Consider the following 22213-nt stretch of genomic DNA (forward strand, 5'->3'; position numbering starts at 1 on the left):
TTGTCTGGCCCTCCAGCGCCTGGGCGGTGGTGGCGTGCGGGGGCTTCCAGTTCGGTGCGGGGGGGTCCCTCCTACGGGGGGGGTCGTCCGCCCGGGGTTTGGGGGGGCCACGACGACGTTCGGGGGTATGCGGGTCAGGCCGTGAAGTAGCCGTTCAGGTCGGCAATCACGTGTGTGTCACCGCTGCCGTTGAAGAACGTCACCCGGCCGTCCACCACCGGGACGACGACCAGGCCGGCCGTGGTCTGTCCGGCGACGAAGGTGAGGTTCGCCGTGTCCGGGCGGGCGGTGCCGTGCGGGTGGACGGTCAGCTGGCTGTCCGCCGTCGGCTCGGTGACCGTGACGTTCAGGACCACGGCGGTCACGCCGGCGGCCGGCACGCCCTCGAGCGCGGTCACCGGCACACTGACTGTTCCTCCGGTGCCCACCGTTCCGGCCCGGGCGCCGATGCCGCTGCGGGTGTCCAGCAGCCGGACCGGAGTGGTCGGCGAGAAGGTCGATCCGGAGTCACCGTAGTAGCCGGTGACGTCGGCGAGCAGGTCGACCGTGCCGGAGGCGTTGCGCAGGTCGACCTTGCCGTTCACCACCGGCACCGTCACCAGGTTGGCGACGGTGCGCCCGGTGTCGAAGTTGAGGTTGGACACGTCCGGCAGCGGCTCGCTGTCGGGGTAGACCGTGACGTGCCCGGGCTCGGCCGGGTCGACGGCCGTGACGTTCATGACGACCGCCGTGACCCCGGACGCCGGAACGCCCTTGACCCCGGCCACCTGCAGACTGACCACACCACCGGGGCCGACCCTCTGCGCGGGGGCACCCGTGCCGTCCCGGGTGTCCAGGAAACGGGCCGGGTCGATCGACGTCAGCAGGGATCCGGTGGCCCTGTCGGTGTAGTAGCCGGTGACGTCGGCGAGCAGGTCGACCGTGCCGGAGGCGTTGCGCAGGTCGACCTTGCCGTTCACCACCGGCACCGTCACCAGGTTGGCGACGGTGCGCCCGGTGTCGAAGTTGAGGTTGGACACGTCCGGCAGCGGCTCGCCGTCGGGGTAGACCGTGACGTGCCCGGGCTCAGCCGGGTCGACGGCCGTGACGTTCATGACGACCGCCGTGACCCCGGACGCCGGAACGCCCTTGACCCCGGCCACCTGCAGACTGACCACACCACCGGGGCCGACCCTCTGCGCGGGGGCACCCGTGCCGTCCCGGGTGTCCAGGAAACGGGCCGGGTCGATCGGGAGGAAGCGGCTCTTGGCCGGGGTGGTGGCGGCGGTGACGGTGAAGGCGTCGGGGAGCGAGACCCCGTAGACGCCGTCCAGTGCGATGCCGTAGCTGCCCGGCGCCAGTCCGTTGGTGTCGAGCAGCACGTCGAGCGCGGTGCCGCCGGCGTTCACCGAGAGTGTGGACATCAGCGGCTGGCTGGCGGCTCCGTTGCCGACCAGTTTGGCCTTGCTGCCCAGGTTGAGCCCCGTGCCCTTGATCACGGCCTGGACCCTCGTCCCGGCGGCGCCGGTGGACGGGCTGACCGAGGTCAGTGCCGTCTGCGGCCGCGGCACCGGACAGGCGGAGTCGCAGACGCCCTGCATGCTGTATTCGACCGGCGTGCCGGCCGTGGCGCTGGTGAGGAGCAGCACGGCCTGCTCGGCCTGTGAGTCGGACAGACACCGGCCCCCGAAGGACCCGTAGTTGGAGGTGCACTGGTATCCGTAGTCGCCGGTCCACCGGGAGTCCCGGACCAGGCGCAGCCGCGGGATGTCGTTCGGCCCGGCGGCGCTGCTGGTGCCGACAACGTTGAAGGACTGGTTGGCCTTCATGTCGATCACCGCGCAGTAGGCGGCGGAGTCGTCGGCGAGCACTCCGCTGCGCTGCGGGAAGCCCTCGACGGCGATCGGGTTCGCGGTGCATTCGGGCACCCAGCCCGCGGCGGTGCGCACCTTCCATGTGTCCACGATGGTGTGGATCGGGTTGCCCTTGTATCCGGAGGCGAGCACGACCACGGTGTACGACTTCGCGCCGGTGAGCTGGCAGGCGGCGCCGATCTGGGTGCAGAGCGGCTTGCCCTGGGCGTCGACCACGCTGAGCAGCGCGTTCGTACCGTTCGGGCCGTCCGAGGTCCGGACGGCGAGCATGAACTTGTCACTGGTCTCGGCGGTGACCCGGACGCAGCGGGCGTCGAGCGCGGAGGTCAGGTCGAAGGAGACGCCGGGGCCGCCGACGTTGGTGGAGGCCGGGGTCAGGCAGTTCGCGCCCGGCGAGATGTCGTGCCGGACGAGCTTGTACCCGTCCGCCCCGCCCCAGCCGTCCAGCAGCGCGGTGTACGGCGTGCCGGCGGCCAGCTGGCAGGTCTTGGCCGAGTTCCCGTACGAGACGCCCGTGCAGACCGGGGTTCCGGCCGCGTCGACCACCGTGACGTCGGCGTTGAGCTGGTTCTTGGTGTTGGTGTAGTCGACCAGTTCGACGGTGGAGTGCTGGTCCGCGGGCAGACTCAGGCAGGCCTGCGGTGCGGCGGCGGTCAGCGGGACCTCGACGCCCCAGGTGCCGTCGAAGCCGCTCTGCGGCCAGGCGGTGCAGCCGGCGGTCTCCTCGGTGCGGTGGAGCACCAGCCCGTAGGCCTTGGACGGCGTTCCGGTCAGGACCGCGCGAAACGGGGCGGTGCCGGTCAGCTTGCAGACGGTGGCCCGGCTGCCGCTGGTCTCGCACTGCTTGGCGCCCGTGGCGTCGAGGAGCTGGGCCGCGACCGGCGCGCCGTCGGCGGGCGTCCGGTTGAGCAGGTAGACGCCCTTGCCGGAAGCGGTCGGCAGGGACAGGCAGAGCTGCTGGCCCGGCCCGCCGAAGGTGCCGGTGGCCGGACCGGTCGCCAGGCCGGTGTCGCCGGTCGCGACGCAGCCCCGGGTCTCCTTGGCCGAGTGGAAGGCCATGCCGAAGGCGCCGGCCGGGGCGGTGTACGCGTCGACGGCCCAGGTGTAGTCACCCGGGGTCAGGTCGCAGGCGCCCTGCGGGCAGAGTCCTCCCTGCGGGGTCCCGTCGGCCGCGAACAGCTTGCCGGGGACGGAACCGTCGTTCTTGACCGGGCCGAAGCTGTACCGCGCGGAGTCCGTGACGCGAAGCGTCCGGCAGTGTGCGGTGGAGGCCAGGTCCGGGGAGTCGCCGAAGGCCTGGGGTTCGACCAGGGTGCAGCCCTCCGGATGGGAGAGCCGCGCCGCAGAGACGTTGTACGCCTGGGCCGTGCCGTTGTAGCGCTGGATGGTGATCCGGAACGGCGCGGAGCCGGTGAGCCGGCAGTCCGGGTAGGTCCACTTGTCGCAGACCTGGACGCCGGTGGCGTCGTAGACGACGGGGGTGACACCGGGCTGGGTGGCATCGGTGCGAAGCACGTCGCCGGCGGCGAGGTACTTCACCTGATAGCAGTCGCCGGCCGCGCCGAGTGCCAGGGAGCCGCTAAAGACGGTCGGGGCGCCCAGGGCGAGGTCGGCGGCGTTCACCGTCCGGCAGTCCGTGGTGGACTGCAGCGGCAGGTAGGAGAGCGCGAGGCCGGTCGCCGAACTGGTGACGGTTCGGACCTTCAGCGTGTACGTGCCCGCCTGAGTGGTGGCGCACCGCAGGGCCTGACTGCTGCCCCAGCTCGGACCGACCGGATCGTCGCAGGTCACGGTGGTGCCGTCCGGCGCGACGACGGTCGGGACGATCGATCCCTGGGTGGCGACGATCTGCGCGAGCAGCAGGTCCTTCTGCTGCGGCAGGGCGAGGCTGAAGACCGCAGTCGCGCTCTGCTCGAGGGTGCAGCTCGCGACCGTGCCGGGCTGCAGCGCCGTCGGACACGGGCCGCTCGGGTCGGCCTGCTTGAGTTCGCGGGCGGCGGCCGATGGGCCCGCCTCTCGGCCTTGGCCGGCCTTGTGGTCCGGCGTGGCGGTCGTGATGCCCGCGGTCGGGCTCGGGCTCGCCTGCGGCGTGGCGGTTGTGCTGCTCGGCGTCGGGCTCGGGCTCGTAGTCGGGCTCGGGCTCACCTGTGGCGCGGCGGCTGCCGTGGGCGCTGCCCCAGCGGCCTGGGCCGGCGCCGACTGGCCCGCCATCGAGGCCAGGACGGCCAACAGCAGCGCTCCGGAGGCGGCTGCTCGGCCGCCTCGACCTCGTTTCCGTCGTACTCTTCTGCCGATCGGCAGCACGTTCATCTGTTCCCCCCCAGCTTGGGCAGGTAATGCTCACGAAAAGATCACACATGTGATCGAGCTGGCGGAGTCTAACGAGGTGCGTACACGTCACGCCACAGAGATTCGGACACTCACGAGCCCTTGCCCTAGCATGTTCTGACGCCACACCAGGGATCTGGCCGGAGAGCGTGAACTGGACCGCCGCCCACCCGGACCGTCACAGTGGCAGCCGCGAGGCACGGCAACGCGCCAACTGCACAGCTACTGGCTGTGACCGCCCGGCTCGAGGGCAGCGTGACACCATGGAGCAAGCTCCTTTACACCACAACAGCTCACCGAGCCCGCCCTCCTGCCAGCCGTCCGGCATGGCCAAGAAACAGCAAAGGCCAAGCTGTACCGCAGGTCAGAAAGCTCCTCCCCGCGCCAGCGGGGGTCAGCCGGTGCCTGGACCACCCAAGTCGGAGGAGTACGCCCCCTCCCCCATCCTGGCCGGAGAGGTCCCGCCCCACTGGCGTCAGAGCACGAGGGAGCGCTGAAGGACGATCGGTTCCGGGTGGCCTCGGAGATGGACGTCGGCTTCGACCGTGAAGTTCCCCCAGTCTGGACTGGAAAGCCCAAGCTTCGCCGCAGGTCGGAAAGCTCATCCCCGCGCCAACGGGGCGGCCGCCGACGCCCACCGTCAACCTCACCGCAGTCGCGGGAATCCAACCAGGCGGCCACAGCAGCCGATCCTCAACCTTGCTCTCTGACGCGTACGTATCGCGCCGTAGCCTGGTCCGCTCCCGACCACAGGGCCCACGCTTCTCCTGCCGCGCTGTCGGATGTATGGGCGACGATCTGCGTCATGACGGTGACCGCTGCTGACTACCTGTGGTTCGAGGAGAGATTCCCCGACCTGGCCGAGGCCTACTGCTTCACGCTGGTGAAGAACCTCGCGCCCTCCGAGTTGAAGGCGATTACTTTCTGCCGGTCCTGCTGCTGCCTGGCTCTGTCCTGGGCGAGGCGGCGGGACGTGGTGCCCGTTTCTTCAACGTCGGGAGGAGCAGTCCGGGCGGGCCGGTTGTCACGGCGCTGGTCAGGACGGATGGCGAGCATGGGGAGCATCCTGCCAAGCCCCTCTGACAACGGATCGCACGCCCCGGCTCGCAGGGCGCTCCCGACGCGACACCGTGACCGCCGATGGCCTGCCTGGCCGGTCCCAGGCCGGGCGGAGCGGCAGGGTGACGCCTGGTCCGGCGGGTCGACGCCTCTCGGCGTCGCCCTGGCGGCGGGCACGATTGCCCGAACGGCGGGGCGGCTGTGGTCGGGGAAGGGCCGGGCGTCGAGGCTTCACGGGCGGACGAGGTGTCACGGGGTGGTGCGGACCGGGAAGCCGGTGGGGCGTCCCTGGGCCTTCAGCCAGCCGAGCACCTGACCGAGGGCGTCCACGGTCTGCTGGCGGTCGCCGCCGCCGTCGTGGAACAGGACGGTCGGGCCGTTGGAGAGCTCCTTCTTGACCGTCTCGACGATGGCGGCCGTGCCGGGCTTCTCGAAGTCCTTGGAGTCGACGTTCCAGCCGAGCGGGCGCATCCCGTTCGCGGCGGCGATGCGCCGGCTGTCCGGGGTGAACGAGCCGCCGGGGGCCCGGTAGTACTGCACCTGGGCGCCGCCGCCCGCGGCATGCTCGATCATCTTCTTGGCGTCCAGGATCTCCTTCTCCTGGTAGGCGACGGGCTTCTTGTCCATGGTGGTGTCGTGGTCCACGGTGTGGTCGCAGAGCCGGTGCCCGGCGGCCACGACCTGCTTGACCAGGTCGGGGTGGGCCTTGGCCTGCGGCCCGATCATGCAGAACGTCGCCTTCACCCCGTACCGCTTGAGCACGTCCAGGACCTTCGGCGTCCAGACCGGGTCGGGGCCGTCGTCGATGGTGATGTTGACGGCGTTGCCACCGGCCTCGGAGGCGTGGGCTATGCCCTCCGGCACACCCCCCTGCTGTGCGGCGCCGCCGCCAGTGGCCGGGGCGCCACCGTCCTGGGCGCCGCCGTCCTGGGCGCCGTGGCCGTCGGCGGTCCCGTCCTGGCCGTGCGTGACGTTCCGGTCGGCGGTGGGGGTCGACCCGGTGACCGTCGGAACGACCCAGGCGCTCGCCGCCACGACGACGACCGCCACGGCGAGAGCCGCCCGCGAGCGGTTGCCCAGGTTCCCCATACGCGCCTTGAAATCCATCAACGACCACTCCTCCGACCGCACCTGCCTGATTCCGTGGTCCACGACGTCAACCGCATCGGACGGGTTCCTCCCTCGGACGCCCGTAGCAGGACGGTGACAACGTGATGTTTTGATCTCAGGCCGGCGATCGCGTCCTGCGTCGTTGGCCGGGGCATCTCCGGTTCCTGTGGAGGATCTCTCCAACGGCGCAGGTCCGGTCGCGGCCCCGGACAGGGCTGGCCTGGTGGTGCGGTCAGCTCCCGTGGCCACCGCCCAGGAGTGGCGCAGAGCCGCTGGAGCCCGCCCAGGCCTCCCGGGCCGGTACTCACCTGGAGACCCGAGCGCACATCCAGGGCATCTACATCCTCGACCAGGACGACAGCGACACCCTCCAGGCCTACCTCACCCTCGAAGCCTCCTCCGCCGACACACCACCCCAGACCCCCAGGCCGACGCCAACGCCGCCACCGCCACCGCCACCGCCACCGCCTACGACGGCGAACTCGAACGCACCGCGACGAGCGCCCGCCGGGGAGAACAAGCCGCCCTGAAGCGCCACCTCCTCCCCGGTCCCACGGAGGAGTGCGCCCTCTGCGGCCGCACCCTGCCGGCCGGCTTCCTGATAGCCGCCCACATCACGAAGCGCGCCATCTGCACCGACGACGAGAAACGCGACTTCGCGACCATCGCCATGGTCGCCTGCAGCCTCGGCTGCGACAGCCTCTACGAACGCGGCTACATCACCGTCACCGACACCGGCCACATCAGCCCCTGGCACCGCACCCGCACCTTCAAACCGGACCCGCCGGCGTAGAAGCGGCCAGTCGCGGTTGGCGCCGCCCCTTGGTCATACGTCTCGTCAAGAGAGCCGATCTCCGCCCGCAACCCACATCGGCGAACGGCATGGCACGATGGAGCGCGCTCCTTGACACCACAACAGCCCGCCAAGCCTGCCCTCTTGCCAGCTACGCGGCAGGGCCAAGAAACAGCAAAGGCCGCGCTACGCCGCAGGTCGGAAAGCCTCCTCCCCACACCTGCGGGGGTCAGCCGTTCGGCGTACCGGATCCGGGTGTTCGGCCAGACTCCACTCCGCACCTGCCGCTCGACGGCGGCGGGTTGGCCGGGTCGGGCGGGGTCGGCGGCGCGCCGCCAACCCCGTTGTTGTCGTCGCCACCCGGACCCTTCTGGGGCGTCATGGTCTCCTCCTCGTTCTCCGAGTCTGCCGGGATCTGGCCCGGCTGGGGCAGAGTGGGGTGCTTCGGCACCCGCGTGGGGCCTCGCAGGTCGCGGCCGCGCTGGTCGCGCCACCGGCCCCGGGCGCCCGGGGGGATCGTGCCGCTCATGGTGTCCTCCTCGTGCTGATGGGGGTCACCATCGTGACGCGCGTGGCCCCTCCGACGCGAAGCTTCACTCCAGGTCCATCTCGTTGGCGGCGTGCCCGTCTCCGGAGTCGGCGGGCGGGGAGCTCGCACCAACCCCGCGCTGGGCCCTCGACCACCACGACGAGGAGATCATCGGCTACGCCCGCACCGTACCGGCGCAGCTGCGCCACCCCGCACCGACCGCCCGAACAACCTTCCTGGAGGTAGCACGTGGAAAGCCTTCGCCAGGTCGTGGCCGTGATCGCCCACGACCGAGACCGGGGCGTGGTCGCGACCGTCCACTACGCCGCGACCAGGTGGAGCACGACACCGGTGTGGACGATCCCCGGCGGCAAGGTCGAGGTCGGTGAGCTCCTGGACGAAGCCGCCGCCCGCGAACTCCGGGAGGAGACCGGGCTGATCGTCGCCCCGGAGCACCTGCGGCTCGTCCACACGGTCCAGGTCCGGGCCAGCTGGGACGGCACGGGCCCGTTCCTCCTGTCCGTGTTCCTCGCCACCGCCTGGCACGGCGGACTGACGAACACCGAGCCGGACAAGCACCTGGACGTCATCTGGTCCCCAGCCGACGCCCTGCCGCTGCCGATGTTCCCGCCCTCCCACGCCGCCCTCACGCACTATTTCTCCGGCGGACGGGGCTTCTCCACCCACGGTTGGAACGACGAACCCTTCGACCCCCACACCTTGGAGCGCGCGCAGGGACGCTGATCTGACCTCACCCGCAGGGCCAGGCAGCATGGCACGATGGGAAGCTTGATCGTGTGCGCTGTGGGTGTGCTCAGCGACCGGGAAGACGCCGGTCCGGTACCGGCGGTGGGCGTGCCGATGGCCGGGGAACAGCACGGCCGGGTCCTATGACAGAGGAGACGAGAAGGCCGGATGACCTGGCGTCTTCCGCCAGGTCAGCCGGCTTCGTTCCTCTGGTTGGTGGTTAGACCTGGTACCAGGAGCGGAAGTCTGCCCCCGCTGCGGGCTGGTCGATGGCCCAGGTGGTGCCGGCTGCGTCGGTGGTGGTGACGATCATGGCTCCGTTGTCGGAGAGCATGACGCGGGGGTCGCCGGCGAAGATCATGCTCGGGTCGCCGAGGTACGCGCCGGCGCTGAATCCGGTGGTCGGGCCGCCTTGACCGAACAGTGCGATGTGTCCGTTGACGGTGCGGGCGACGATGTTGACCGTGCCGCCTGCTCCGGCGGACAGCACGATGCTGGTGGCACCGCCCGTGCCGCCGTTGAGACTGATCCGGTACCAGCTGCGGAAGTCGGTTCCGGGGCCGGACTGGTCGATGGCCCAGACGTCGCCGTTGACGTCGATGGCGGCCACGATCATGCCGCCGCTCGTCGCCACGGTGACGCTGGGGTCGCCCGCGAAGACGGGCGAGTTGCCGCCGAGGTAGGTGCCGGTGCCGAATGCGCTCGTGGGGCCGCTCTGCCCGAAGTAGGCGATGTGCCCGTTGGTGGTGCGAGCGAACACGTTGGTGGTGCCGCCGGCCCCGGGGGACAGCACGGAGGCGGTTCGCCCGGTGAGGCCGCCTGCGATGCTGATCTTGTTCCAGGCCGCGAACGGCGATCCGGCGGCCGACTGGTTGGTCGCCCACAGGTCGCCCGCCGTGTCGACGGCGGTGACGATCATGCCGCCGTTGGTGGCGAGACTGACGGCGGGGTCCTGGGCGAACACCGGCGCGGAGCTGCCGACCGCTACGGCGGGGCTGAAGGACGCGTCGGGGCTGGTCTGGGCGTAGTCGACGATCTGGCCGGTGCGGGTGCGGGCGAAGATATGGACGGTGCCTCCGGCGGCCGGCGACAGGATGGGCGCCGGGTCGCCGGTGTGGCGGCCCTGGCCGCTGAGCGCGTACCAGTTGCGGAAACCGGCGGTGGTGTTCACCTGGTTGGTCGCCCACAGGCTTCCGTCGGCGGTGACCTTCACCGCGACGAGCGTGCCGTTGGCGGCACGCGTCATGGCGGTGGCCGGGCTCCGCAGGCTCTGCCCGCCGTCGAGCGCGGTGGTGGTGTGCAGGTCGCCCCGGGAGGCCAGACGCGGAACGCCGAGCCCGGTGGGCGTGCCCGGGTAGGTGAGCAGGCAGCCGGTGGGGCAGGTGGTGGTCTGCGCGGTCCCGTCGGCGGTGTAGTACGTCACTGTGGCGGTGGCATCGGCTGGAGTGGCCGCGACGACGTCGCCGACGGTGTGTCCCGGGGTCGGAGTGAACACGGAGTAGCCACGGCCGCTGTCGGTGACGCTTCCGTACAGGTTGCCGGGTGAGGTGATCAGCGGCCGGTGCTGCGGGTCGAAACCCTTGGCGTAGAGCGCGCCGGTGGCCGGGTTGCCGACCTGGTACCCGCCTCCGTCGGCGCTGCGGGTACCGAAGACCAGCCGGATGTTTCCGTAGTCGCCGTCACCGGGATCGGTGGTGTTGCGCCGGGCGAGCAGGTCGGGGATGCCGTCCCCGTTGACGTCACCCGGGGCGAGGACGTCGTAGTCGCTCCAGCCGGCGGGTGAGATGACGACGCCCGGCTTGAGTTGGGTGGTGCCTGTTTCGGCGGCGAGCGGTCCGGCGTCGGTGCCGCTGTAGAGCACGAGGGCGTCGCCGTCCTTGGTGATCAGGTCGCTGCCGGGCTTGCCGTCGAGGTTGCCGGCGGCGACGATCTGACTGGTACTGGACCAGTCGCCTCCGCCGGGGTGGAGCAGCTCGGTGCGCCGGGACTCGTCCGGGGCGCCCATGCCGTTGCCGGGGTAGAGGTAGAGCCTGCTGCCCTGCTTGACCAGGAAGTCCTCGTAGCCGTCCTTGGTCTGGCCGGGAGTCTGGCTGATGAAGTCACCGCGGTGGGTGATCAGGGCTCCGGACCAGCCAGGGGTGGCGACGGTCCGGGGCTGGTCGAAGGTGCCCTCGCCGCGGCCGGGGTAGAGGACGAGGTCACCGGTGCTGGTGGCGGCCACCAGGTCGGCGTACCCGTCGCCGGTGAGGTCGCCGGGCCGGTCACCGTCGAGAGTCGGGTCGGTGGCGTCGTGGACGAAGTGGTTCTTGGCCGTGGTGATCAGTGTCGTGCTGGAGTTGGGACCGCCGTCCGTTCCGTCGTAGGGGGAGAGGTTGCCGGCCTTGTCCATGGCCTGGACTGTGAGCCGGTTGGTCGGCCACATGGTGGGGGTCACGGAGACGGTGGCGGTGCCGTCCGGACCGGCGTCAGCCCAGGTGCCGCCGCAGCCTTGGTTGACCACAGGGAGGGGCTTGTTGAGGGAGTAGCAGAAGCCCTTCAGGCCGAACTGGTCGCTGGAGGCGAACTTGAGCGTGCGCTGTGTGCGCGGCGGTACCTCGCCGACGTCGATGCTGTGGCCGTCCGCGGCGGTGACGGTCGGCTTGGTCGGTGGTGTGCGGTCGACGTTGAAGCCGCAGTCGCGGCCGAAGCCCGTGACGGCGAGGCCGTCCTCGGCCTGGACGTGCCACTTGTAGCGGCCTCCGTCACGCAGGCTGTCGGCGCTGATCCTCGTGATGGCCCAGGTGCCGCTGGGGGCCTCCGCCCAGACCGGGGGGAAGGCCTGCCCGCTGTCGTGGTCCCAGGCCTCGAACTTGGCTTTCACATAGCCGTCGGGGTCGGAGATCTTGGCGGTCAGGACGATGTCGTTGCGTCCGATGGTGGGCCAGGCGGCGGGGTCGCTGACGCACGGCACGTTGACGTTGCCGCTGCTGCCGGGCGTCCACTGGCCTTCCCAGGCCGCGTAGTCGTCGAGCGAGGGCGGGTGGTTGTAGGTGACTTCCAGGTACGGGTTGTTCTTGAAGCGCTTGTAGCTGTTGTGGTTGCCGAGGTAGTTGTCAGGGGTGCGCAGCCCGAGGGTGAAGCTGTCCGCGCCGCTGTTGGCGACTCCCTGGACGGCCTCGCGCAGGGCGTCGGTGCTGAAGTCCTGGCCCTGGACTCCGGGGCAGTAGGTGGGGTTGCCGTGGGCGAAGGCCTGGGCGGCCAGGATCCGGTCCCAGGAGGCCTGACGGTTCCAGGTGGGTGTCGTGGAGTTGATGGGGCCGGTCACCCACAGTTCGGTGTTGCCCGCCGCGGCTGGGTCGCAGCCCCAGGAGTGGGTCTCGTCGACATGGAAGGTCGCCGACAGGATCGTGGAGCCCGCCAGGCCGCGGGTGTTCATCTCGAAGTAGGAGCGCGTGTTGCCGCTGCCGTTGTAGCCCACGCGAGGTTCGTCCGGTGGGTTGTCCGAGTGCCAGCCGTCCCCGTTGGGGTAGGCGGCGTCCGGTGTGGCGGAGAAGACGACCGCCCACCGGTTGCGCCAGCCGTCGGTGAACGTCGGGTCGATGACCACGGGGAAGACGGTGTTCGGGTCGTGGAGGAGCCCGGGGTCGGGAGTCAGTCGCAGCGAGTCTGGGCTGACATGCGTGGTCATCGTCTTCGGCGCGTGCTCGGCGACACCGGGGCTGACCGGGTCCGGTACGGGGGCACTGTCGGCGGACTGCGCGGCTGATGCCAGCGCGACCTTGGCCATCGGTGAGGGGGCAGCGGTGGTGGGCTGCGGTGCGTCGGCCGGGGCGTGGGAGTCCCACATGCGCGGAGCCGCTGCCGTGAAGACCGCACGGCCGCTGTTGTCGGATGCGGCGATCTGGCCGTCCGGGCCGCTGTTCAGGGTGATGCCCGTGGTCTTGAGGCCGTAGGTGATCTGGGCCAGGCGGGGGTCGTCCGCGGCCTGGCGGGTCTTGACGACCAGATGGTGGGCGAAGCCGTCCGCCTCGGCGAGGATCTTCAGGTCCACTCCGGGCAGCACGTCCCGGTACAGGGCCGTCGTGCCGTCCAGTTCGGGCTGGGGAAGCGCGGCCGGCCAGGTGATGGCGAGCGACTTGCCGTCCTTCGCCATGGTGGCCAGCGGTCCGTTGCCGCCGGCGGAGAACGTCATGGGGAAGACGGAGGCCCTGGGGGCGATGCTGCCGTCCGGACGGCGCTCCAGGGTGGCGTCGGCTGCCTGCCAGTGTCCGTCGACCTTGGCGCGGACCGGCCTCGCGTGGCGACGCCAGGTGAAGCTGCCATCGGGGTTGGCCACGAGATCGGTGGACTCGTCCTGGCGATCCGTGACATCGACGGACTTTTTGCTCTGACGTGCTTTCAGAACAGCGGCTTCTTCAGGCGTGTTCGTTTGATGAGCGGTGGACGGCCTTCCGGTGTCGGCGTGGGCAGGGATCTGGCCCAGCGTGGCGAAGCTGACGGCGGCTGCGGCGATCAGTGCGGCCACTGACTTCCGGGCGGTTCGCCCTATTCGGTGGGCGTTGTGATGATGCATCCCCTTCTCTTTCTCTGTGGTTCGCAGACGCCCTCATCATGCAAGCGGGCAGTGACGACCCAGGGGGCATACCGGCGGCTGTGCCCCGCAGGACGGAGAAATCGGATACCACATCGTGATCACATGTCACGGAGTGTCAGTCAACCCGTCGGATATCAGCGGACAAGTCGGTCTTTTATGGTGCGGCACTAGTTCGGAATAGTGTCGGCCGGGATGTGGATGAGTTATGAAAGAGAGATAAAAGACGGGTCAGGTGCAAGTTTTGACAGACCATTGGTACCCGTTCCGTCCGTCGGTCTTGGTAGCGTCCCGCCGGGTGTGATCGCACCCGCACAAGACGACCAAGAGGAATGAAGCGGATGTATCCATCCGACACGGGCGCATCGCCGGGACCGCGAAAGCGCCGTTCCGAGGCAATAACACGACCTGTGCTCCGTAAACTCGCGCCCATGGCTGCGACGGCCCTGATAGCCGCTGCCGTACAGATACCCGCCATCGCGGCGGCTGCCGGCAACGAGTTCAAGCTCCCGCCCGTCCAGCACACCGAGTCCGTTCCGCTGTCCCGGGTCGTGGCGGAACGCCCGGACTCGAAGGCCGCCCAGCCCCCGACCGCGCCTCCCGCAGCGGCATGGCCGAAGGAAGGGCAGGCCGAAATCGCCCTGCCCCCGACCGCAGCGCAACAGCAGTCCGCCCAGGCGAAGGCGCCGGGACTGCCGCTGACCGTCACGTCGGTCGGAGCGAGCCCGGCAGCCGGGCAGCAGCCCAAGGTCCGCGTGGCGCTGTCCGACCGAACCGCAGCGGCCACCGTGGGCCTCGACGGACTCCTCGTCCATCTTCAGCCCGTGGCCGGCAGCGCCGCCCCGGACAAGGCGCGTGTCCAACTGGACTACAAGGCCTTCCGCGAGTCGTTCGGCGCGGACTGGGGCTCCCGCCTGACCTTCGTCCAGTTGCCGGCATGCGCGCTGACCACCCCGGATCAGCCGCAGTGCCGCACGGCCACGGCGCTGGCCACCTCGAACGACACCAAGACCGGTACCCTCACGGCCGACGTCGCCGTCGCGGCCGCCGACAGCCAGGCTCATGGTGGCGCGGTCAAGGCGTCCTTCGCCCAGGCCGCCGACACGTCGGCCGGCGGCGCGACCGTGCTGGCCGCCACGGCCGGTGCCTCGGGCCCCGAGGGCAACTACAAGGCGACGTCGCTGTCTCCGTCCGGCACCTGGTCGGTGGGCGGCAACACCGGTTCCTTCAACTGGTCCTATCCGATCCAGGTGCCGCCGGCGCCAGGTGGCATGGTGCCCAAGGTCGCCCTGGGCTACTCGTCCGCGGCCATCGACGGCCGTACCGCGTCCACCAACAACCAGTCCTCCTGGATCGGTGACGGCTGGGACTACAACCCGGGCTTCATCGAGCGCAGTTACACCGCCTGCGCGGGAGACAAGGGCTCCGGCAACAACGCTCCCGACTCCGGCGGCGACCTGTGCTGGAAGTCCGACAACGCCGCGGTCTCGCTCAACGGCAACACCTCGGCGCTGGTCCGTGACGACGCCACCGGCACCTGGAAGCTGTCGAACGACGACGGCTCGCGGGTGGAGAAGCTCAACGGCAACACGTCGGACACCGCCAACGGCGACACCGACAACGAGTACTGGAAGGTGACCACGACCGACGGCACCCAGTACTTCTTCGGCAAGAACCGCCTGCCCGGATGGAGCGCCGGAAAGCCCGAGACCGGCTCGGCCCTGACCGTCCCGGTGTTCGGCAACCAGCCCGGCGAGCCCGGCTACGCCCCCGCGTTCAAGGACTCCTCGCGCGACCGGGCCTGGCGCTGGCAGCTCGACTACGTCGTCGACCCGCACGGCAACGCGCTGGCGTACTTCTACGACCAGGAGAAGAACGCCTACGCCAAGAACATCGGCGCCGGCACCGGCACGCCCAAGGCCGACGCCGCATACGCCCGCGCCGCCACGCTGAACCACATCGAGTACGGCCACCGCGCGGGCCAGGTCTACAGCGCCTCCCCGGCCGGCAAGGTCCTCTTCTCCACCGCCGACCGGTGCGTGGCAGCCGACTGCTCCTTCACCAAGGCCAACGCCGCCAACTGGTACGACACCCCCGTCGACCAGTCCTGCGACCAGAACCAGGACTGCCGCAACGGCGCCCCGACCTTCTGGTCCAAGAAGCGCCTGACCGGCATCACCACCCAGGCCCTGCAGGGCGACGGCAGCTACAAGGACATCGACGCCTGGAGCCTGGACCAGGACTTCCCCGCCACCGGTGACAGCGGCGGCCGGGCCCTGTGGCTCAAGACCATCACCCGCACCGCCAAAGCCGGCAGCGCCCAGTCGACCCTGCAGCCCGTGACCTTCGGCGGGGACCTGCGCCCCAACCGGGTCGACTCCGCCGAGGGCCGCCCCCCGATGAACCGGTACCGGATCAACCGGATCACCTCCGAGACCGGCTCCAACACCGACATCAAGTACAGCGACATCGACTGCGTCGCGGGATCCCTGCCCGCTCCGGACAGCAACGCCAGGCGCTGCTACCCGTCCTGGTGGACCCCCGAGGGCGCGGTCGACCCGGTCCTCGACTGGTTCCACAAGTACCTCGTGGTCACGGTCACCGAGCATGACCTGGTAGCCGGTTCGGGATCCCCCGACAAGGTCACCGGATACGAGTACCTGGACGGCCCCGCCTGGCGGCGCGACAACTCCGAGTTCACCGCGGACAAGGACCGCACCTGGAACGACTTCCGCGGCTACCAGCGGGTCCGCACCCGCGTCGGTGACTCCAACAAGAGCCTGACCGAGACCGTCTACTTCCAGGGCATGGACGGCGACACCCTCGCCAACGGCCAGTCCAGGCCCGTCAATCCGCTCCAGGGCATCAAGGACAGCAACGAACTCGCCGGCCAAGTCCGTGAGACCATCACCTACGACCAGGACGGCGGTCGGCCCCTCACGAGCACCGTGAGCGCTCCCTGGCTCCGCGGCACCGCGAGCCGGGCGGTGAAGGCCCTGCCGACCAAGGATGGCAAGCCCACCACGACGCTGCCGCCCGAGCCGGGCCGGCCCGAAGCCGCAGCCCTGCCGCCGCTGACCGCCACGATGGTCCGCACCGAGAGCGAGACCACCAAGGCGCTCCAGCCGGACGGCAGCACCGCCCGCACGCTCCGCTTGAGCCGCACCTTCGACGACTACGGCCAGACCAGGACCGTCTCCGACGAGGGCGACACCAACGTCACCGGCGACGAGCAGTGCACCCGCACCACCTACGTCACCCCGGACACCGCCAACTGGCTCATCGCCTACCCGCAGTCCGTCCAGACCACCAGCACCCTCTGCTCGACGGACGCCACACCGGCAACGGTCACGAGCGAAGCCAGGACGTCCTACGACGGCCGACCGCTCGGCACCGCACCGGAACCGGGCAAGGGCAACGTCACCACGGCGGAGGGCCTCGATCGCTACGACGGCGGCACCCCGCACTACCTCACGGCCACCACCACCGCGTACGACCAGTACGGCCGCGTGACCTCCGTCAAGGACGTCAACAACGCGGAGACCACGACGTCCTACACCCCGGCGAGCGGCACCCAGCCCATCGTCGTCCAGTCCACCAACCCCAAGGGCTTCACTACCACCACCACCTACGACGGCCTGCGCGCCCTGCCGGTGAAGGTCGTCGACGCCAACAACCGCACCACCTCCATCGGCTACGACGCCCTCGGCCGCACCACGGCCGTCTGGAACCCGGGCCGGGACAAGAGCGCCTCGCCCAACGCGACGTACACGTACACCATCGAACCGGGCAAGCAGCCCGCCATCACGACCAGGACCCTCCTGGAAGGCGGCGACTACCGCACCAGCATCTCCCTGTTCGACGGCCTACTGCGCCCGCGCCAGGTCCAGGAGGAGGCACACGGCGGCAGCACCGCCCACAACGGCGGCCGCAACATCACCGACAGCTTCTACGACAGCCACGGTCGGGTCTACCGCGCCAACGCGGCGTACCACGCCGACGGCGCCCCGGAGGCGGCGCTGTGGATCGGACTGGACAACAAGGTCCCGTCCCAGACCGAGACCGAGTTCGACGGCCTCGACCGGCCGACCGCCAGCATCTTCAAGTCGCTGAACGTCGAGAAGTGGCGCTCCACCACGCGCTACGGCGTGAACTGGGGTGCGACGACCCCGCCTGACGGCGGCACCCCCACGCTCACGATCACCGACGCCCACGGGCGCACGTCCGAGGTGCGGCACTACAAGAGCGGAAGCCCGGACTACGACGCGCCGGCCTCGGCGTACGAGACGCTGAAGTACACGTACAACCCGGCGGGCAAGCTCACCCGGTTCACCGATCCGGCGGGCAACGCCTGGAGCTGGGAGTACGACCTGCTCGGCCGCCAGACCAAGGCCGTCGACCCGGACAAGGGCACCTCCACCAGCACCTACAACGCGGACGGCACGCTCGCCACCGTCACCGACGCGCGGGGCAAGACGCTCGCGTACGCCTACGACATCCTGGGCCGCAAGACGGCGATGTTCGACGGCTCCACCAGCGGTCCGAAGCTGGCGGAGTGGGCCTACGACGCCCTCCCGGGAAGCAACGGCCTGGCCACCGGCAGCACCCGCTTCGAGAACGGCAAGGCCTACACCACCAGCACCACCGGCTTCGACAGCGCCGGCAAGCCGACCGGGACCGCCGTCACCATCCCGGACAGCGAAGGACTCCTCACCGGCACCTACACCACCTCACAGACCTACACGCCCGACACCGGACTGGTGGACACCACGACCTATCCGGCCGGCGGAGGACTCGCGCAGGAGTCCGTCCACCGCAACTACACCGCGCTGGGCCTGCCCACCTCGGTCAGCGGCGGCAGCCGGGTCTACTCCCTCGGCAACCAGTACTCGCCGACCGGACAGCTCCAGCAGAGCGTCATCGGCAACATCGGATCCAGGGCCGTTCAGACCTACGTGTACGAGGACGCCACCCAGCGCCTCGCACTCGCCCAGACCGATCGTGAGGAGTCCCGACCGCAGACACTCGACAAGAAGACCTACACCTACAATCCGGTCGGGAGCATCACCCGAGTCCGCGACGACCGCGACGACGCCGCTGTCACGGACACCCAGTGCTACACCTACGACTTCGCCCAGCGCCTGACCAACGCCTGGTCAGCGACCGACGACTGCGTCGCCAAGCCGACCTCCGGCATCGGCCCCAACGTCGGCGGAGCCGACCCGTACTGGACCAGCTACACCTACGACGCGGCCGGCAACCGCACCCAGGCGACCAACCGCACCAGCGGAGCCGCACCTGGGCCGCTGATGGACACCGGCAAGGTCACCTCCGTCGCCATCGCCGGCGACAGCCAGACCGCTTCCGTCGCCATCTCCGACGGTCAGGTCTACCTCGCCCAGCAGCGCGCCAACGGGACCTGGCGCAACTTCGAGAACCTCCACACCACGACCCAGGCAGGCCCTCTCACCGCCCCGGTCGAACACGTCGCAGCGGCCTGGGCCGACAACACCCTGCAGATCATGGCCGTCGCCGGCGGCAGGATCTGGCACACCCTGCGCAAGGCCGACGGCTCCTGGCAGCCCTGGGGCGACGTCACCGGCGTCGTCGGGTCCCTGTCCAACCCCAACCAGCTGTCCCTGTCCGCCACCGCCTCCGGACTGGAGGTCCTCACCTTCTCCGACGGCGCACTCAGGCACACCCTGCGCAAGCCCGACGGCAACTGGGAAGCCTGGGGCAACGTCTACGGCGAGACCGGCAGCCTCACCGGCGCCACCCGCGTCACCAGCGCGGCCACCGGCACCGGCCTCGAGGTCATCGTCATCGCGGGCGACAAGCTCTGGCACACCATCCGCAACTCCAGCGGCAGCTGGCAGCGCTGGGGCGACGTCTACAGCGTCACCGGCTCCCTCAGCACGCCCACCAACCTCACCGCGACCGCCACCGGCGCCGGCCTCGAAGTCGCCGCCATCGCCGGCGGATCCATCTGGCACACCGTCCGAAAGCCCGACGCCAGCTGGCAGAGCTGGGGCAACGTCAGCCAGGTCGTCGGCCAGCTCGACCAGCCCACCTCGGCAGCCGTCGTCAGCTCGGGCGGTGACCTGAAGCTCATCGCGGCCGCAGGCGGAGCACTCAACTACACCAAGCGGGCCTACACGACCGGCAGCTGGCTCCCCTGGACGCAACTCACCCAGACCACCGAGAACCAGCAGAGCGACCAGAGCCAGCGGACCTCCACCTACCCCGTGCCGGGAGGCACTCGACCCCACGCCCTGTCCCGCGTCGACATCACCGGCACCGGAGCCCGGACCGACACCTTCACCTACGACGAGGCCGGCAACACCATCCGCCGCGTCACCGCCGACGGCGACCAGACCCTCGAATGGAACACCGAGGGCCACCTCGCCAAGTCCACCACCGCGGGCAAGAGCACGACCTTCCTCTACGACGCCAACGGCACCCGCCTCCTGCGCCGCGAACCCGACGCGGTGACGCTCTACCTGGACGGCCAGGAGCTCAAGCTCGACAAGAACGCCAACAAGGTCACCGGCACCCGCTACGTCACCGCCGGCAACGTCACCCTCGTCAAGTCCTCCGACGGCAGCCTCAACTACCTCATCCCCGACCAGCAGGGAACCGCCCAACTCACCATCAGCGCCGACAACCTCGCCTACACCCGAGGCGACACCACCCCGTTCGGCACCCCCCGCGGCAAGAAACCCGCCACCTGGCCCACCGAACGCGGCTTCGTCGGCGGCACCAACGACTCCACCACCGGCCTCACCCACCTCGGAGCCCGCGAATACGACTCCGCCAACGGCCGCTTCATCTCCGTCGACCCGGTCCTCGACCTCACCGACGCCCAGCAGCTCAACGGCTACGCCTACAGCAACAACAACCCCGCCAACCTCAGCGACCCCAGTGGACTCAGGCCCGACGGTGTCTGTGGCGGCTTCGGCACCTGCGCCGACGACAAGGGCAACGTCACCACCGAAACGTTCCAGTTCAAGCGCGACGGATGGGTTGAGGGCTACTGGAACGACTGGAGCGGAAACAAGGAGCACCCCAACTACGTCAGCAACCACAACTTCATCATCTACAGGGGCGGAACGCTCAAGGACAGCTTCCATGAGCTCTTCGACTCGCTCCAGTACGCCCCCGGATTCAGCACGCTGGGCGCTCTCGGGTCCGCCGCCATCGACGCCCACGACGGCAACTACCTGAGCGCCGTCCAGAACCTCGCGGGTGCCATCCCAGGTGAGCGCCTCCTCGGTAAGGCCGGACAGTTCGCAGGAAAGGCAGGCAAGGCATCCAACGAAGCGGAGAAGGTAGAGAATTCGGCCGCAGCCGCCACGAACGAGGCGTGTGACCTCGCCGGCCGGCTCGCGGGCGCGACGCACAGCTTCCCACCGGGCACGCGGGTCCTCCTGGCTGACGGAACAACCCAGGCCATCGAGGATCTCCGGCTCGGTGATCAGGTCGAGGCAACGGATCCAGCCACCGGGAACACCGAGCCCAAGTCGGTCATCCGCACCATCCGCACGCCCGACGATGACCACTTCACCGACCTGAAACTCCAGGTCGACGCCTCCAATGGCGAGCCCGGAAAGGTGGAAAGCCTCACCAGTACCCAGCACCACCCGTTCTGGGACGAAACCACACACCGCTGGACCGACGCCGCGGACCTGAACCTCGGCGACAAGGTCCGCACCGTAGACGGCCGAACTCCCACTGTCCTGGCGGTAAGGAACTACGATACCGCCCCTCAGGTTGCCTATGACCTCACCATCGCCGACATCCACACGTACTATGTGCTGGCGGGGGCGACACCCGTCCTGGTGCATAACTGCGGCGATGCGGACCCCCAGAGTGCTCCGGGAGGTAAGAACGGCGCTGCCGTCAGCATTAAGCAGGTCAAGATGGCGTTGGGCCGAGCTGACATGAGTGTTGCTGAGTACGACATTGTGCACGTGCCGGAGATCCGCACAGCAGGGGATGGCCTTCCTGCCTACGGGAATAGCCCTCACGACGGCAATGGAATACCGAACCTGGGTCCGCGAGGGCGCCCGGTAATCCAGATTTCCAATATGGGACTGGCTGATATGGATACGGCCGTGGCAACGATCTTCCACGAGATACATCATCACCGGATGTACGCCACTTGGCCGAACTCCATGGGTGGAACAGAGTCCGCTGCCGAGGCATATGGGCAAGCTATGCTCGGCGTTTTCAGACGGAGGACGGGTTGATGGCTCAGATACGGCGTTTCACGCCCTCGGAGATCGAGACTCTCGGGCGAGATCGAAACTTCCTCCGAGACCAGGCAGAGTGGATTTGCCCTGCGTGTGGAGAGGTTTCGGTTCGCACCTACCTCCGGCAGACGCAACACGCGAATCGCCCCGCCGTGATCAGTTACACATGGTGTGCTTCTTGCCGAAAGATGTCTGGCTCAACGGGCCCCCTGCCGCCCGGTCTGATCATCTCCGATCCCTGGAGGGAATTGGACCCGGCAGCGTGGGAGGAGTTCGATACGAGCTTGTACAGGCTTTTCGCTAGGCTCGACCGACTATGGGAGGAAGGCGTGCTACCGCAAAGCTTCGGTTGGACAGGGAAGTAGAGCGGCGATGGATGGACGCTCCCAGGCCAGGGGCCGCGCGCAACGTCTTGGGTGCGTAGCGGATATCTACCGCGCGTTCCAGTAGTCAGGTGCGGCGTGAACCACCTCGGGCGAATAGCGTCGATTCCATGTGGACGGATTCTCAGTCCTTAACTCCGGCGTGACGAGGTAGCGTCCTCAGAAGTATCGGTAAACGAGCACACGGAAGCCCCGCCAGGACTCCTGGCGGGGCTTCTGCGTGAGGTGACGGCAGTAGTTGACGGCAACGTCAGTGGACGGGTGCTGCACCAAGCGGCGGGTCGTCGCCGTCGTTGGGCCGGTCGGCAGTGTCGGTGGGGTTGCGAAGGGCACGGCCGAGGAGGTCGATGGCGTCGCGCTGGAGGCGGAGGCGGACGTGGGCGTACACGGTCGCGGTCACGCCAATGTGGGCGTGGCCGAGGAGTTCTTTGATGACGACGAGTTCGACGCCTTGCTCCAGGAGGAGGGTGGCGGTCGAGTGCCTCAGGTCGTGGGTGCGCCGTGAGGCGCTGTGGTTCGAGTGGAGGTGAGAGACCTTCGCCGCTGACCCTGTCGCAGCAGGGCGGTGGAGCTGGGGGCAGCCTGATCC

General features: G+C 69.4%; 8 protein-coding genes and 1 pseudogene. 4 read left to right on the forward strand and 5 right to left on the reverse strand.

Translation table 11 applies throughout. The features are described from left to right. Positions 1-134 precede the first annotated feature (134 nt). Positions 135-4082, reverse strand: a complete 3948-nt coding sequence (locus tag ACZ3YL_RS35995; RefSeq protein ID WP_465661653.1) for a hypothetical protein — start codon at positions 4080-4082, stop codon at positions 135-137. A gap of 904 nt (positions 4083-4986) precedes the next feature. Between ACZ3YL_RS35995 and ACZ3YL_RS36000 the strand changes: the two are divergent. Continuing rightward, positions 4987-5043: pseudogene (locus ACZ3YL_RS36000) on the forward strand (hypothetical protein); the annotation flags it as partial. Between the two features lie 5 nt (positions 5044-5048). Here the strand turns inward: ACZ3YL_RS36000 and ACZ3YL_RS36005 are convergent. Next, on the reverse strand, positions 5049-5237 hold the full coding sequence (locus tag ACZ3YL_RS36005) for a hypothetical protein (RefSeq protein WP_188309114.1): 189 nt from the start codon (positions 5235-5237) through the stop codon (positions 5049-5051). A 252-nt stretch (positions 5238-5489) separates the two neighbouring features. Continuing rightward, positions 5490-6347, reverse strand: a complete 858-nt coding sequence (locus ACZ3YL_RS36010; protein WP_465661654.1) for a polysaccharide deacetylase family protein — start codon at positions 6345-6347, stop codon at positions 5490-5492. A 244-nt stretch (positions 6348-6591) separates the two neighbouring features. Between ACZ3YL_RS36010 and ACZ3YL_RS36015 the strand changes: the two genes are divergently transcribed. Next, positions 6592-7143: a hypothetical protein gene (locus ACZ3YL_RS36015; RefSeq protein ID WP_465661656.1), complete on the forward strand. Its 552-nt coding sequence runs from the start codon at positions 6592-6594 to the stop codon at positions 7141-7143. A gap of 778 nt (positions 7144-7921) precedes the next feature. Next, entirely contained in the window at positions 7922-8416 is a 495-nt protein-coding gene (locus ACZ3YL_RS36020) for an NUDIX domain-containing protein (RefSeq protein WP_465661658.1), read from the forward strand. A 223-nt stretch (positions 8417-8639) separates the two neighbouring features. Here the strand turns inward: ACZ3YL_RS36020 and ACZ3YL_RS36025 are convergent, their stop codons facing one another. Then, complete coding sequence (locus ACZ3YL_RS36025; RefSeq protein ID WP_465661660.1) at positions 8640-12734, reverse strand: DNRLRE domain-containing protein; 4095 nt, start codon at positions 12732-12734, stop codon at positions 8640-8642. A 686-nt stretch (positions 12735-13420) separates the two neighbouring features. Here ACZ3YL_RS36025 and ACZ3YL_RS36030 point away from each other — a divergent pair. Beyond that, positions 13421-21238, forward strand: a complete 7818-nt coding sequence (locus tag ACZ3YL_RS36030) for a polymorphic toxin-type HINT domain-containing protein (protein ID WP_465661662.1) — start codon at positions 13421-13423, stop codon at positions 21236-21238. Positions 21239-21874: 636 nt separating this feature from the next. On the opposite strand, the gene ACZ3YL_RS36035 is transcribed toward ACZ3YL_RS36030, so the two are convergent. Next, positions 21875-22213, reverse strand: a 339-nt coding sequence (locus tag ACZ3YL_RS36035; RefSeq protein ID WP_465661663.1) for a tyrosine-type recombinase/integrase, incomplete at its 5' end; no start/stop codon positions are given.

This window comes from Kitasatospora sp. NPDC023176, assembly GCF_055560495.1.

Coding starts and splice junctions, on each gene's coding strand:
- ACZ3YL_RS36005 (WP_188309114.1), bottom strand. CDS start 5,237: ATGCTCGCCATCCGTCCTGACCAGCGCCGTGACAACCGGCCCGCCCGG.
- ACZ3YL_RS36010 (WP_465661654.1), bottom strand. CDS start 6,347: ATGGATTTCAAGGCGCGTATGGGGAACCTGGGCAACCGCTCGCGGGCG.
- ACZ3YL_RS36030 (WP_465661662.1), top strand. CDS start 13,421: ATGGCTGCGACGGCCCTGATAGCCGCTGCCGTACAGATACCCGCCATC.